Source organism: Halomonas sp. H10-59 (assembly GCF_040070555.1).
Classification (GTDB): Bacteria; Pseudomonadota; Gammaproteobacteria; order Pseudomonadales; family Halomonadaceae; genus Halomonas; species Halomonas litopenaei.
In genome coordinates this window covers 3131667-3145723 of the sequence record NZ_CP098828.1, presented here as the reverse complement: position 1 = coordinate 3145723, position 14057 = coordinate 3131667, and the positions used below count along the sequence as shown (strand labels likewise).

Annotated in this window: 10 protein-coding genes; 4 read left to right on the top strand and 6 right to left on the bottom strand. The window is 65.3% G+C overall.

Going from position 1 to position 14057, the window contains the following annotated elements; all coding sequences use genetic code 11:
- The first annotated feature begins 17 nt into the window (after window positions 1–17).
- From NFG57_RS13795 to NFG57_RS13785, 3 genes are read left to right on the top strand one after another with little or no spacing between them, the layout of a single operon-like run.
- Window positions 18–1688: a GMC family oxidoreductase N-terminal domain-containing protein gene (locus NFG57_RS13795; protein ID WP_348814559.1), complete on the top strand. Its 1671-nt coding sequence runs from the start codon at window positions 18–20 to the stop codon at window positions 1686–1688.
- 54 nt (window positions 1689–1742) lie between these two features.
- Entirely contained in the window at window positions 1743–3305 is a 1563-nt protein-coding gene (locus tag NFG57_RS13790; RefSeq protein ID WP_108133289.1) for a BCCT family transporter, read from the top strand.
- Window positions 3306–3365: 60 nt separating this feature from the next.
- The gene (locus NFG57_RS13785; RefSeq protein WP_348814558.1) at window positions 3366–5876 is read left to right on the top strand and encodes a CoA transferase; all 2511 of its coding nucleotides are present in this window, start codon (window positions 3366–3368) and stop codon (window positions 5874–5876) included.
- A 182-nt stretch (window positions 5877–6058) separates the two neighbouring features.
- Here NFG57_RS13785 and uxuA read toward each other — a convergent pair whose 3' ends face one another.
- The 6 genes from uxuA to NFG57_RS13755 all read right to left on the bottom strand — a co-directional run bounded on the left by uxuA (window position 6059) and on the right by NFG57_RS13755 (window position 12486).
- Window positions 6059–7234, bottom strand: coding sequence for a mannonate dehydratase (gene uxuA / locus NFG57_RS13780; RefSeq protein WP_348814557.1), 1176 nt, complete (start codon window positions 7232–7234; stop codon window positions 6059–6061).
- A gap of 25 nt (window positions 7235–7259) precedes the next feature.
- Window positions 7260–8717, bottom strand: coding sequence for a mannitol dehydrogenase family protein (locus NFG57_RS13775; RefSeq protein ID WP_348814556.1), 1458 nt, complete (start codon window positions 8715–8717; stop codon window positions 7260–7262).
- Window positions 8718–8817: 100 nt separating this feature from the next.
- Window positions 8818–10107 (bottom strand): TRAP transporter large permease, encoded by a 1290-nt coding sequence (locus tag NFG57_RS13770; RefSeq protein ID WP_108133293.1) that lies wholly within the window; start codon window positions 10105–10107, stop codon window positions 8818–8820.
- Window positions 10104–10595, bottom strand: coding sequence for a TRAP transporter small permease subunit (locus NFG57_RS13765; protein ID WP_348814555.1), 492 nt, complete (start codon window positions 10593–10595; stop codon window positions 10104–10106). Before NFG57_RS13765 ends, NFG57_RS13770 begins: the two co-directional genes overlap by 4 nt.
- Before the next feature lie 64 nt (window positions 10596–10659).
- Entirely contained in the window at window positions 10660–11628 is a 969-nt protein-coding gene (locus NFG57_RS13760; RefSeq protein WP_348814554.1) for a C4-dicarboxylate TRAP transporter substrate-binding protein, read from the bottom strand.
- A 144-nt stretch (window positions 11629–11772) separates the two neighbouring features.
- The gene (locus NFG57_RS13755) at window positions 11773–12486 is read right to left on the bottom strand and encodes a GntR family transcriptional regulator (RefSeq protein WP_045991829.1); all 714 of its coding nucleotides are present in this window, start codon (window positions 12484–12486) and stop codon (window positions 11773–11775) included.
- A 262-nt stretch (window positions 12487–12748) separates the two neighbouring features.
- On the opposite strand from NFG57_RS13755, the gene NFG57_RS13750 reads away from it, so the two are divergent.
- Window positions 12749–14023 carry an AGE family epimerase/isomerase gene (locus NFG57_RS13750; protein ID WP_108133295.1) on the top strand — a complete coding sequence of 425 codons (1275 nt, stop codon included), beginning with the start codon at window positions 12749–12751 and terminating at the stop codon, window positions 14021–14023.
- The last annotated feature ends 34 nt before the right edge of the window (window positions 14024–14057 follow it).

Sequence of the window (14057 nt, the reverse complement as noted above, 5' to 3'; positions counted from 1 at the left end):
GAATCGAGGGATCTGCGATGACAACCGCACAACAATACGACAGCGAGTTTGACTACATCGTGGTCGGAGCAGGCACCGCCGGGTGCCTGCTGGCCAATCGCCTGAGCGCCAACCCCAACAACCGGGTGCTGCTGATCGAAGCCGGTGGTCGCGACAACTACCACTGGATCCACGTGCCGGTGGGCTACCTGTACTGCATCGACAACCCGCGTACCGACTGGCGTTTTCGCACCGATCCGGACGCGGGCCTCAACGGGCGCTCGCTGCTCTACCCGCGCGGCAAGACCCTCGGCGGCTGCTCCAGCATCAACGGCATGATCTACATGCGCGGCCAGGCCCGGGACTACAACCACTGGGCCGAGGTCACCGGTGACGATCAGTGGCGCTGGGAGCACTGCCTGCCGGCCTTCATCCAGCACGAGGATCACTATCGTCTGGACGAGGGCGGTAACGCCGACGCCGCCCACCGGGACTTTCACGGTCACGGCGGCGAGTGGCGCATCGAGAAGCAGCGGCTCAAGTGGGAGGTGCTGGACGACTTCGCCGAGGCGGCGGTCCAGGCGGGTATCCCACGGACCAAGGACTTCAACCGTGGCAGCAACGAGGGCGTCGACTACTTCGAGGTCAATCAGCGCTCCGGCTGGCGCTGGAACACCGCCAAGGCGTTCCTGCGTCCGGCGCTCAAGCGGCCGAACCTGACGCTGTGGCACTCCACCCAGGTCAACCGGCTGATCGTCGCCGGCGGCGAGCCCGATGGCGAGAAGCGCTGTGAAGGCGTCGAGGTCAAGCGCGAGGGCACCACCCAGCTGGCCAGGGCGTGCCGTGAGGTGGTGCTGTCCGCCGGCGCCATCGGCTCGCCCCAGATCCTGCAGCTCTCCGGTATCGGGCCTGGTGAGCTGCTCAAGCAGCACGGCATCGACGTCGTCCACGAACTGCCGGGGGTCGGCGAGAACCTGCAGGACCATCTGCAGATTCGTTCGGTGTACAAGGTCAAGGGCGCCAAGACCCTCAACACCATGGCCAGCACCCTGTGGGGCAAGGCTGGTATCGGAATGGAGTACCTGCTCAAGCGCACAGGCCCGATGAGCATGGCGCCGTCGCAGCTCGGTATCTTCACCCGCAGCAGCGACGAGCACGAGCACCCCAACATCCAGTACCACGTCCAGCCCCTGAGTCTGGAGGCCTTCGGCCAGCCGCTGCATCCCTATCCGGCGGTCACCGCCAGCGTCTGCAACCTGAATCCGACCAGCCGCGGCAGCGTCAGGATTCAGAGCGCCGATCCGGCCCAGGCGCCGTCCATCGCCCCCAACTACCTGAGCACCGACGAGGACCGGCGGGTCGCGGCGGACTCGCTGCGCGTCACCCGCAGGATCGCCGAGCAGAAGGCGTTCGCCAGGTACGAACCGGAAGAGGTCAAGCCCGGCGTCCAGTACCAGACCGATGAAGAGCTGTGGCGGCTGGCCGGTGACATCGGCACCACCATCTTCCACCCGGTCGGAACCACCCGGATGGGGCAGGCCGACGATCCCATGGCGGTGGTCGACTCACGCCTGCGGGTGAGGGGCATCCAGGGCCTGCGGGTGGCGGACGCCGGCGTCATGCCGACCATCACCAGCGGCAATACCAACTCGCCGACCTTGATGATCGCCGAGCGAGCGGCGGGCTGGATGCTCGAGGCCGCCGGCTGACGTCGGCGTCCTGCGCAGCAAGCGTCACAACAACAAACGATAAAGGTATCCCTGATGAACGCGCCAGAGTCCCATTCCGATCGGCTCGACCTGCGGGTCTTCGTACCCGCCGTGCTGGTCATCGCAGGCCTGATCCTGCCCATCATCGTGTTCCCGGAGTCGGGGGCCGCACTGGTCAATGCGGCCTTTGCCTTTGCCACCGGGCGATTCGGCTGGCTGTATCTGCTCGCCGGCATCGCCGTGGTGGTCTTTCTGGTGGGCCTGGCCATCAGTCGCTACGGCAACGTGCGGCTCGGCGGCCCCGATGACAAGCCGGAGTTCTCCTACTTCAGCTGGGTGGCGATGATCTTTGCCGGTGGTATCGGCATCGCCATCGTCAACTGGGCCTGGGTCGAACCCATCTACTATTTCACCGGGCCTCCCTTCGGCGTCGAGCCGAGCTCACAGGAAGCAGCCGAGTGGGCCTTGACCTACGGCCAGTTCCACTGGGGTTTCACGCCCTGGGCCTTCTATTGTCTGCCGGCCATCCCGATCGCCTACTCCATGTTCGTTCACAACCGCCCGGGCGTCAGGCTGTCCGTGGCCGCCCGCGGGGTGCTGGGGCGTCATGCCGACGGCTGGTGGGGCGCGCTTCTCGATGCGGTGGTGGTGTTCGGCATCGTCGGTGGCGTCGGTACCTCGCTGGGGCTGGCGGTGCCGCTGGTATCGCAACTGCTGAGCGGACTGCTCGGGGTGTCACCGTCATTCATGCTGGATATCGCGGTGCTGCTGATCTGGACCGCCATCTTCTCCGCCAGTGTGTGGTTCGGCCTGGCCAAGGGCATCAAGATCCTGTCGGACATCAACGTGCTGCTGGCGGGAGTACTGCTGGTGTTCACCCTGGTGGTGGGCGACACCCTGTTCATGGTGGAGGGCTGGGTCAACAGCCTCGGCAAGATGGTCTCCAACTTCGTGCCCATGAGCATGTGGACCGACCCGGTGGGGGACTCCAGCTTCTGGCGCGACTGGACGGTGTTCTACTGGGCCTGGTGGATCGCCTACGCCCCGATGATGGGCCTGTTCGTCGCCCGCATCTCGCGCGGTCGCACCATCCGTGAGTTGATCATCGCCGAAATGGTGTTCGGTTCCCTGGGCTGCTGGGTGTTCTTCGCGGTGTGGGGCGGCTATGCGCTGGACCTGCAGATCTCCGGCACCCTGGACGTGGCGGCCATTCTTTCGGCCGAAGGCATCCCCGCCGCCGTCGAGGCGATCCTCGGCACCCTGCCGATGTCCGGTGTGATTACCACCCTGTTCGTGCTGCTGTGCTTCATCTTCCTGGCGACGACCCTGGACAGCTCCGCCTACGTGCTGGCGTCGGTGACCTCCCGCAAGTTGTCTGGCTATCAGGAACCGCAGCGCAAGATCCGCCTGATCTGGGCATTTTTGATCGCCGGCGTCGGGGTCGCGCTGATCCAGCTTGGCGGGCTCAAGCCGGTGCAGACCTCCACCATCGTGGTGGCGCTGCCGATGATTCCCGTGCTGGCGATCCTGGCATGGTCACTGGTGCGCTGGCTGCGCCAGGACTTCGCCAAGAAGGTCCTTGAACCCCACCTGGTTATCGAAGACGGCAAACACTGACGTCACCGAAGAGGCTTCGGCCTCCTCCCGTTGCCTCCCTTGCTTTACAGGAAGACCCCGATGTCACCGAATCCTCATTCCCAACTGCCGCTCAAGGACGTCAAGGTCATCGACTTCGGTCAGTACATGGCCGGCCCTGCGGTCGCGATGATCCTCGCCGACCTGGGCGCCACGGTCATTCACGTGGACCCGCCCACGGGGCCCATGTGGGAGTCACCGGCCAACGCCACCTTGCAGCGCAACAAGCTGATCGTGACGATCGACCTCAAGACCGAAGAGGGCCTCGAACAGGCGCTGGCGCTGATCGAGGAGGCCGATATCGTGATCGAAAGCTTCCGGCCCGGCGTCATGAAGCGCCTGGGCATCGACTTCAGCGCGCTGCGCGAAGAGCGGCCGGAGCTGATCACCCTGTCGATGCCGGGCTTTGCCTCCAACGACGAGCTGCGCCGTGACTGGCGGGCCTTCGAGAGCGTCATCGCCGCCCACTCGGGGGTGTTTACCGACATGGGGCTCAACCGGGTGCTGATGGGCATCAATCCGTCGTTCTCGCCGCTGCCGCTGGGCTCGGCCTACGGCACCATGCTGGCGGCCACCGCCGTCACCCTGGCGCTGCAGGCGCGTGAGCGTACCGGCCTCGGCGACGAGATCGAAGTGCCCATCGCCTGCGCCCTGATGGAAGGCCTCTGCTACAACTCGATCAAGATCGAGGGCCTGCCGGAGCGCTACAAGACCCAGCGCGAAAAGGAGATCGAGCGTCGCCGCATCGAAGGCGCGCCGATGAACCTAGACTACGACGAACTGCAGGAGCTGCTCGACCCCTTCTATCGCAGCTACAAGTGCAAGGACGGGCGCATGTTCTACGTGGTCTGCCCGAGTCACAAGGAGCACGCCAAGCGTTGCCTCAAGGTGCTCGGTCTCTACGACGAGCTGGTGGAGGAAGGGCTGGTGGAAGAGCCCGACACCTATGCGCCCACCAGCCAGTGGCAGAGTGACGTGTCGCTTGGCGTCTACCCGCTGCCCAAGCGTTGGGCGGATCATATCGCCGCGCGTATGAAGGAGGTGTTCCTGACCCGCACCTCCAAGGAGTGGGAGAAGATCTTCGGCCGTGGCAAGTTCCCCGGCGCGCCGCAGCGCTGGCTGCAGGAGTGGATCCACGACGACCACGCCGAGACCGCCGGGCTGATGATCGAAGTGGACGATCCCGAATTCGGCCTGATGACCCAGCCCGGCCCGATGGTCTGGCTGCACGACAGCGGCCACGAGATGCTCACCCCGACGCCGCGCCGCTGGGTGTCGTTCGACCAGGCGCTGGCAGTGCTGCATCGCATCGAGACCAAGCTGCCCCGGGTTCGTGCGCGCAACGCCAAGGACGGTTGGCTCGAAGGCGTCAAGGTGCTGGATCTGTGCAACGTCATCGCCGGTCCCCACTCGGTGGCCTTTTTGGCACGCTTCGGCGCCGACATCATCAAGGTGGACCCCGCCAAGCCGTTCTATGACTGCTGGAACACGGTCATCTTCGGCCTGTCGCATATGCGCTCCAAGCGATCCTTGCTGACCGATATCCAGGTGCCTCGGGGGCGTGAAATCCTCGACGAGCTGATCCGCCAGAGCGACGTGGTGGTGTGGAATGCCACGGACAGGCAGGTGGAGCGGATGGGGCTGACCGAGGCGGAAATGCAGCGCATCAATCCCGAGGCGATCTTCTGCCAGCTCGACTGCTTCAGCGGGGTGAAGCCGGGCCCTCGGACCAACTACCTGGGCTACGACGACCTGGTGCAGGCCACCACCGGCATCATGCTGCGCTTCGGGGGCAGCATGGACACGCCAGAAGAGCACGCCCACGTCGGCACCATCGACGTGATGTGCGGCTTCGGGGCCTCTCTTGGTGTCGCCACCGCCCTGTACCAGAAGCTGCGTACCCGCCGGGTCAGCCGGGTCAAGACCTCGCTGTCGGCGCTCAGCGGCCTGGCCCAGATGCCGTTCTGCTACGACTACGAGCGTCGCGGTCTGTTCGACGAGCCCTCGGGTCGTGAACTCAACGGCTACGACGATCTGTCGCGCTTCTATTTTACCGCCGACGGGGTGGTGCTGATCAGCGCCTACGAGCGGGACCTGCACAAGTTCGCCCAGGTGCCGGGGATCGAAGGGGTGGTCGATGTTCCGCCGGAGGAGCGGGCGGCCTATCTGGCACCTCGCTTTATCAATGCGGTGGCCACCGACTGGGTGGAACGGCTGCAGAAGGCCGGCATCGCCGCGGCGGTGTGCGAGAACATCGAGGCCCTGCGCTCCTACAACTCGCGGCGCTGGGACAACACCCCGGGCATCGATCGTGGCAGCTACTCCTTCACCGTCTACGACGAGCACCCCAGTGGTCACGTCATCACGCAGCTCGATCCGTACGCCATCCGTCCCAAGCGAGGTCGCATCTATCCGCTGGCGCCGTCGGAGAAGTACGGCAGCTCGAGCCGTCAGGTGCTCGAAGAGCTGGGGCACAGCCCCGAGGAGATCGATCGGTTGATCGCCGAAGGCGTCGTGTCGGACAGTTGGAGCGAGGAGTACCTGCCGACCTGAGGAGTCGTCGATGCAGCTCCTTGTCGTGGGCCGACCAGGCGGGCTGAAGGTGTCCTGAGCCGACCAGGCGGGGAATGCGCCTCCCCGCCTGGTCGTTTTCGTTGTGAAGGGCCACAGCCACTGCGACGGATGCCGATTGCGGCGAGCGCCGCCAGCGCAGCGGCTGGTAGAACGCCAGGGCGTCAGGTGAGCTGGCGTACCGCGGTCTCGACGCCACGCAGCTCGGCCAGGCCGCGTAGCCTGCCGTACAGCGGATAGCCCGGTGCGGTGGCGCGGTGCTGATCGTCGAGAATGTGGTGGCCGTGGTCGGGACGCAGCGGCAAGCGTCGGCCGCCTTCGCGCTCGCGACGGCGTTCCTCGGCGACCAGCGCGCTGATGACCGCGACCATGTCGACGTCACCGTCCAGGTGCGGCGCCTCGTGGAAGGAGCGAGGGTCGGGGGACTCGCGCCTGGTCGAGCGCAGATGCACGAAGTGGATGCTGGGACCAAAGCGCTGAACCATGGCGGCGAGGTCATTGGCGGCGAGCACGCCGTAGGACCCGGTGCACAGCGTCAGGCCATTGGCGGGGCTGTCGACGGCCTCAAGGATCCACTCGGCGTCCGCCGCCGTCGAGACCACCCGGGGCAGGCCGAGCAGCGGCCGGGGCGGGTCATCGGGGTGGATCGCCATCTTGATGCCGAGTTCTTCGGCGACCGGGATGACCGCTTTCAGAAAGTAGCCGAGGTGCTCGCGCAGGCGCGCGGCGTCGATCTCGGCGTATCCGGCCAGTACCTCGCGAAAGCGCTCCAGGGTGTAGTGCTCTTCGGCGCCGGGCAGGCCGGCGATCAGGGTATCGACCAGTGACTGGCGGGCTTCGGCGTCCAGGCTATCGAGGTAGCTCCTGGCTTCGGTCTTCTCGTCGTCGCTGTACTCGTCCTCGGCGCCTGGTCTGGCGAGCAGGTACAGGTCGAAGGCAGCAAAGGCTGTCTGGTCAAAGCGCAGCGCTAGGGCGCCGTCCGGCATCGCCCAGCGCAGGTCGGTGCGGGTCCAGTCGAGCACCGGCATGAAGTTGTAGCACACGGTATCGATGCCGCAGGCCGCCAGGTTGCGCAGGGTGTCGCAGTAGCGGGTGATCAGGGCGTTGCGCTCGGGCAGTCCTTTCTTGATCGCCTCGTGTACCGGCACGCTTTCCACCACCGACCATTCGAGGCCAGCGTCCTCGATCATCTGCTTGCGCTCGGCGATGGCCTGCCGGGACCAGACCTCATCGTTGGGCACCTCGTGCAGCGCGGTGACGATGCCGGTCGCGCCGGTCTGGCGAATCTCCTCGAGTCGGATCGGGTCCTTGGGGCCGAACCAGCGCCAGGTGTGTTGCATGGAAATCTCCTTTTCTCGGGTCCGGCTAGAGGGTGCTCAGTGACGCCGCAAGCCCGGTATTGATCAGTCGGCGGTAGCCATCGGTGACAGCATCGGCAAATCCCTGCTGCGCCGCCAGGGCCGCAGGGACGATGTCTTGCTGGGCCAGAAAGGCCGCCACCAGCGCTTCAGGGTCATCGCCGTGACGTTCATGCAGCTCGATGAAGCGCGATGCCAGCGGGTCGCTCACCTCATGTCGTCGGTCGTCGAGCGAGACGCCGGAGGTGTAGCGTATCCAGGCGGCCAGTCCCAGTGCGGTGCAGGGTACCTCGTGGCCGTCCTGCAGCCGCTCGAGGGCGCCGTGAAGCCAGCGCTGGGGCAGTTTCTGGCTGCCGTCCATGGCGATCTGAGCCAGCCGATGGCGCAGACTGTCGTTGGCGAACCTGGCCAGCAACTCGTCGGCGTAGCGTTCGAGGTCGACCCCGTCCGGCATGTGCAGCGTTGTCGCTGCTTCCTTGAGCATGTAACGACGCAGCAGGGCGCGGAACTCGGGGCGGCTGACCGCATCGTAGACCGTCTCGACGCCATCGATGGCGCCCAGGTAGGCCAGCAGTGAGTGGCTGCCGTTGAGCATGCGCAGCTTCATGGTCTCGAAGGGGGCCACCTCGGTGACCATCTCGACCCCTTCGGCTTCCCAGTCGGGCCGGCCCTGGGGGAAGTCATCCTCGATGACCCACTGGGAAAAGGCCTCGCACACCACCGCGTTGGGATCCTCGACACCCAGCTCGCCCAGCCGGGCGAAGTCGGCGTCGGTCATGGCCGGCACGATGCGGTCGACCATGCTGCAGGGAAACGCCACCTGGTCGCTGATCCAGTCGGCCAGGTCGCTGTCGCGCAGGGCGGCGAGCTGCACGATGGCGTTGCGCGTGCGGCGGCCGTTGTCCGGCATATTGTCGCAGGACAGCACGGTGAAGGGGGGCAGGCCGGCGGCGCGACGGCGGGCCAGCGCCTCGACCAGGATACCGGGGGCGGTCTGCGGTGTGTTCGGTGAGGCAATGTCGGCCTTGATCATCGCATCGTCGACAAGCAGATCGCCGCTGGTCGGGCTGAGAAAGTAGCCCTTCTCGGTCACCGTCAGGGTCACGATGCGTACCTTGGAAGACGTCAATCGCGTCAGCAGTGCTTCCAGGTCCCGGCCCTGCTGGCCTTCGCTGTCTCGGCCGGTGAACAGCGTCTGCTGAATCACGCCGATCTCTCTGAGCGTGACGTTGTCGCTATCGGTGAACTCGGCCACATGGTAGCGATGGCCCGCCGCACGCAGCCCATCGACCAGGCCGACGCTGGAGCGCAGGTTGGCGCTGCACAGCCCCCAGGTGGTGTCACCGCTGCGCTCGAGATAGCGCGCCAGATAGACCGCCTGGTGGGCACGGTGAAAGGCACCGAGTCCCAGGTGGACGATACCGATGTCGCAGGCGAAGTTCGGCGCTTCGACGAAGTGGGTCATCTTGTTCTCTACCTCAGTCCCGGAGGAAGGCCCGTGGGCTCGCTCGGTTGTGTGGTGCGGGTGTCTGACATGTCCGCTTCACTAAATCCTGGTGCATCCGCTATCCCATCAGATAGTCGGGCAGAAACAGCACGATCTGCGGGAAGAAGATGATGGCCAGCACCACGGCGAACACGGCAAGGGCAAAGGGCAGCATTTCCCGGGTGTAGGAAATGAAGGAGCAGCGCAGAATGCCGCACACGGTGTACATCGACACCCCGACGGGTGGCGTCATGCCGCCGAAGGTCACCAGCGTCATCATCAACAGGCCGAAGTGCACCGGGTCGATGCCGGCGGCCTTGATCACCGGCACCAAGATGGGGGCCAGCAGCATGACCACCACCGTCGCCTCCAGCAGCATGCCCAGCACGACCAGCAACAGCGACAGCACCAGCAGCAGGGTGGTGGGGCTTTCGAACACCCCGAGGGTGACCTCGGTGATGGTCTGCGGTACTCGTTCGAAGGACACCACGTAGCTGATGGCGCCGGAGAACATGATGATCAGCATGATCATGCCGACGTCACGAACACCGGCACGGAAGGCATCGATGATCGACGTCAGGGTCAGTTCGCGGTGGATGAAGCAGCCCACCACGATGGCGTAGACGATCGCGAAGGCACCGGCCTCGGACGGGGTGAACAGGCCGTAGCGGATGCCCACCAGCAGCCATACCGGGAACAGCAGCGCCCAGATGCTGCTCCTGGTCGCCTGCCAGACTTCGCCCAGCGACGGCGCCTTCTCGAGTTCTGGCACGTAGCCGCGCCGGTGCGACATCACGCTGGTGGCGATCATCAGCGCCACCAGCAGCAGGATGCCCGGCACCACGCCGGCGATGAACAGCCGGCCGATCGACACCTCACCGAGAAAGCCGTAGATGATCAGGCCGATGCTCGGCGGAATGGTGGCGGTGATCAGCCCGCCGATGGACAGCAGGGCGGCGGTGAAGCCCGGCGAATAGCCCCGTGCGATCAGGTTGCCGCCCAGCACCCGGGACTGCATCGCCGCATCGGCCACCGCCGAGCCGGAGATGCCCCCCATCATGGCGCTCAGGGCCAGGCTCGACTGGGCCAGGCCACCGGTCATCCAGCCGGTCAACAGGGTGGCCAGGCGCAGCAGACGTGGGGTGATGCCGCTGGCGTTCATCAGGTGTCCGATCAGGATGAACAGCGGCACCGCCAGCAGCGGAAAGGACTGACTGGCCGAGACGATCCGCTGTACCGCCGTGCTGGTCGGCAGGAAGGTCTCGGGCAACAGGAAATAGGTAAAACCGGCCATGCCGATGGCGAAGGCGACCGGCATGCCGATGGCCATCAATACCAGGCCGAGAATCAGGATGGCGAGTGTCGTCACAGAAGCTGCTCCTGCTGGTCGCTGTCGGGCTCCAGCGCCTGAACAATGCCCACCGCGGCAAGCCGCCTGACCAGCGAGACGATCATCATGACGGCGCCCACGGGCAGTGCCAGCGTCACGTAGCCGTAGCTGATCCCGGCAAAGCCGAGGGGACGCTGCCAGTTGGAGAACGCCAGCGAGAAACCATAGCGTGCCAGGCAAGCCAGAAAGACGATCATCAGTCCCACCGTCACCAGGTTCGCCAGCCACTTGCCTGATCGGGGCAGCCGGGTCAGCAGGGCATCGACCCGAATCTGGCCTCCTTTCTTCAGGGTGATATCTGCGCCGAACATGCAGGCCCAGATAAAGAACAGCTGGGCCAGTTCGGCGCCGCCGAGCATGGGGTTGCCCATGGCCCGGGTGGTGGCGCTGAACAGGATGCTGGCCGCGGTGAGAAACAGCAGCGCGACGGCCAGCCACTCCTCGAAAGTGTCATAGTGCTTCCACATGGGTCCTCCCCAGCCGCTGCCGGCGTCGGCAGCGGTGGACGCTTGGATCAGGTCTTGAGGGGGGTTATTCGCCGGCGCTGAGCACAGGCTCGAGCTGCTCGCGCAGTTCGGTCCAGCCCATGTCGTCGTAGACCGCCTGCATCTGGCTGCTGAACAGTTCGGTGTCGACCTCGGCGAACTCGACGCCGGCCTCTTCCATCTCCTTGCGCACATCGGCCTGGGCGTCGACCGTCATCTGGGTGGCTTCGTCACCGGCCTTCTTGAGCTCTTCGTCGAGCATGGAGCGCAGCTCGTCGGGAAGCTCCTGGTACCAGCGCTCGGAAACCAGCAGGCCCGTCATCAGGTGGATGTGATTGGTCAGGGTGACGTTGCTGGTCACTTCCTGCAGCCGCAGGCCGTGGGCGCCGGTCAACTGCGCCTCGGCGCCGTCGATGGTGCCGAGCTGGATGGCGGAGTAGATTTCCGACCAGGGCAGCGGTACCGGGGTCGCGCCCATGCCTTCGATGGTCTTGATCCAGCCCGGGGAGTTGATGGTGCGGATGCGCACACCGTCGAGGTCCTCGGGACCTTCGATCGGCTTCTGGGTGAACATCTGGCGGGTGCCCTGGAACCAGTTGTAGTTCATCAGGCGCATGCCGGTGTTTTCCGCGAGCAGCTCGACCCACTCGAGGTAGGGCTCGAAAGAGGTGATGCGGTCGTAGTCCTCGTGGCTCTCGACCAGGTAGGGCGCGGCCAGAATCCCGAGCTCAGGCTGAAACTCGGACAGGCGGCCTGCGTCCGTCAGTACCGCGATGTTGGCGCCGTTACGGATCTGCTCGATCATGTCGTTGTCGGCGCCGAGCTGGCTGCTGGAGAAGATGTTCAGGGTGACCTCGCCCTCGCTTCTTTCCTCGATCCGTTCGGCGGCGTTTTCCATCGCCTTGACCATGGGGTCCTGGCTGCTCTGGGCGGTGGACAGGTTCAGTTCGTAGGCGGCAAGCGCCTGGGTGCTGCTGAGGACAGCGGCGGCGAGAATGACAGACTTCTTGAACATGGGGCGTCTCCTTATCACTTGTTGTTGTCGCTTCAGTTGTTGTCGTTGCTGTTGCAGTTGCTTCCGGGGGAGTGGCCCGGCAGGCCGCAGGGCAGGGGCCGGCTGGCCCTTGCCCATGAGAGACGTCTGCCGGGTAGATAACGATCAGCCGTTGGTGTCCTCGAAGATCGACGAAAAGCGCTGCACCATCTGGGGCAGGGAGATCAGGATCTCGCTTTGATGCACCAGCATGGCCTGGCGGGCCTTGTCTTCGTCTCTCTGTTCGATGGCATCGACAATGTCGGCGTGCTGCTGGACCAGCTTTTCGAAGGGCGTGGTGTCAGGCACGCTGAGGTAGCGCACCCGGTCGAGCTGTGCCTTGACCTCTTCGATGACGCGCCAGGCGGTCTCGTGTCCGGCGCCAAGGGCGAGCACGCGGTGGAAGTCCTCGTCGAGGATGAAGAACTGGTCATACTGGCCGCTGCTGGCGCAGCGAATCTGGCGTTCGATCAGATCCCGCAGCTCGTAGATCACCTTGTCGGCGAGCCCTTGCCTGGCGGCGGAGGCGCTGACGGCGGTTTCGACCGCCTCCCTGACGAAGCGCGCTTCGCGCACCGACTTCTGCGAGATGCCCACGACATAGGTGCCGCGTTGTGGTCGAACGTCGACCAGACCTGCCTCGGACAGGCGGATAAAGGCTTCGCGTACCGGCTGTCGGCTGACCGAGAAGGCGTCGGAAATCTCCTTCTCGGACAGTGCCTGGCCAGGGGCGAACTGCATCCGGATGATGGCGAGTCTAAGCACGCGGTAGAGCCGCTGACGCACCGATCCACCGGCGGCATCCTGTTCCCAGAGTTCAGCGATTGCGGGGGTCAGCATGGGGGCACCTACCTGTTGTTGAGCGTTTCAGTCTTTCCAGCTTTTCGACTTTCCAGCTTTCCAGCTTTCCAGCTTTCCGGCTTCTGAGCCTTGAGGCCGTTGAAGCCTTGAGCCGTTAAGGCGTCAGGCCTTTGAGCTTTGGTCTGATATGACTTGTATGGTAGTCATACTAGGATAGCGAGAGCGCGCTGTCAGGCCTGGACGTATAGCACTTTGGTCTCATCTCGACTCGCCGCCTTTATTCGTCACCCCGGAGGACGCCATGTCACATCCCACCTACATCGCTGCACCGGACGACTGTCTATTGCGCAAGGACGAACACCGACGCTGGCTCGCCAAGACCGGGATGCGCCTGCTCGAGTTCGGCGCCGCCGCCGAGCACCCCCAGGGGGGCTACGGCTGGCTCGATATCGAGGGCAAGCTGGACGCCGCGAGGCCGGTAACGACCCTGCAGACCGCGCGACTCACCCATGTGTTCTCGCTCGCCCACCGCCTCGGCGTGCCCTTCGCCCGCGCCAAGGTCGAACACGGCATCGCCGGGCTTGGGCTGCTCGCCGACGAGCAACACGGAGGCTGGTACCAGGGACAGCAGGAGCCCGGCGCCGCCACCATCAAGCACGCCTATACCCACGCCTTCGTGGCGCTGGCCGCCTCGTCGGCGCATATGGCGCTGGGCAGTCGCGAAACCCGCGAACTGCTGGATCGGGCCATCGACGTCATCGACTGCCACTTCTGGTCGGACGACATGGGGCTGTGCCTGGAAAGCTACCAGCGGGACTGGACGCAGCTCGACGACTATCTCGGTGCCAACAGCAACATGCACTCGGTGGAGGCCTATCTGGCACTGTGCGACGCTACCGGAGAGCTACGTTGGCTCGATCGTGCGGTGGCGATCGCCGAGCGCTTTATCCACACCCACGCCCGCCAGCATGATTACCTGGTCCCCGAGCACTTCGATCGCCGGATGACGGTGCTCTACGACTTTCACAAGGACCTGCCCGCCGATCAGTTCCGGCCCTTCGGCCTGACGCCAGGACATTCGCTGGAATGGTCGCGCCTGCTGCTCAACCTGGAGGCATCGTGCCTGAGGCACGGACGACCAGCGCCGGCCTGGCTGCTGGAGGACGCCGAAGGGCTGTTTGCCGCCGCCGCCAAGCATGGCTGGCAGGCCGACGGGCAGCCGGGCTTCGTCTACACCCTGGACTGGGACAAGCGTCCGGTGATCGCCGCCCGACGCCACTGGGTCACCAGCGAGGCGGTGGGGGCGGCGCATGCGCTGCTGGCGCGCACCGGGCGTCAGCAGTATGCCGACTGGTACGCCACCTGGTGGGCCTACATCGATCGCCACATCATCGATCATGACCGGGGTGGCTGGATTCACGAACTCGACGAGAGCAGCCAGCCCCGCGCGCGCTACTGGCCGGAAGGCAAGCCGGATATCTATCACGCCTTTCAGGCGACCCTGCTGCCCCTCCTGCCGCTGGCGCCGACGCCGGCCAGCGCTCTGGCCCATTCGCCCTGGGGTGGGTTGATATAGGCAGGGTTGATCCAGACAGGGTCGTGCTGGAGAG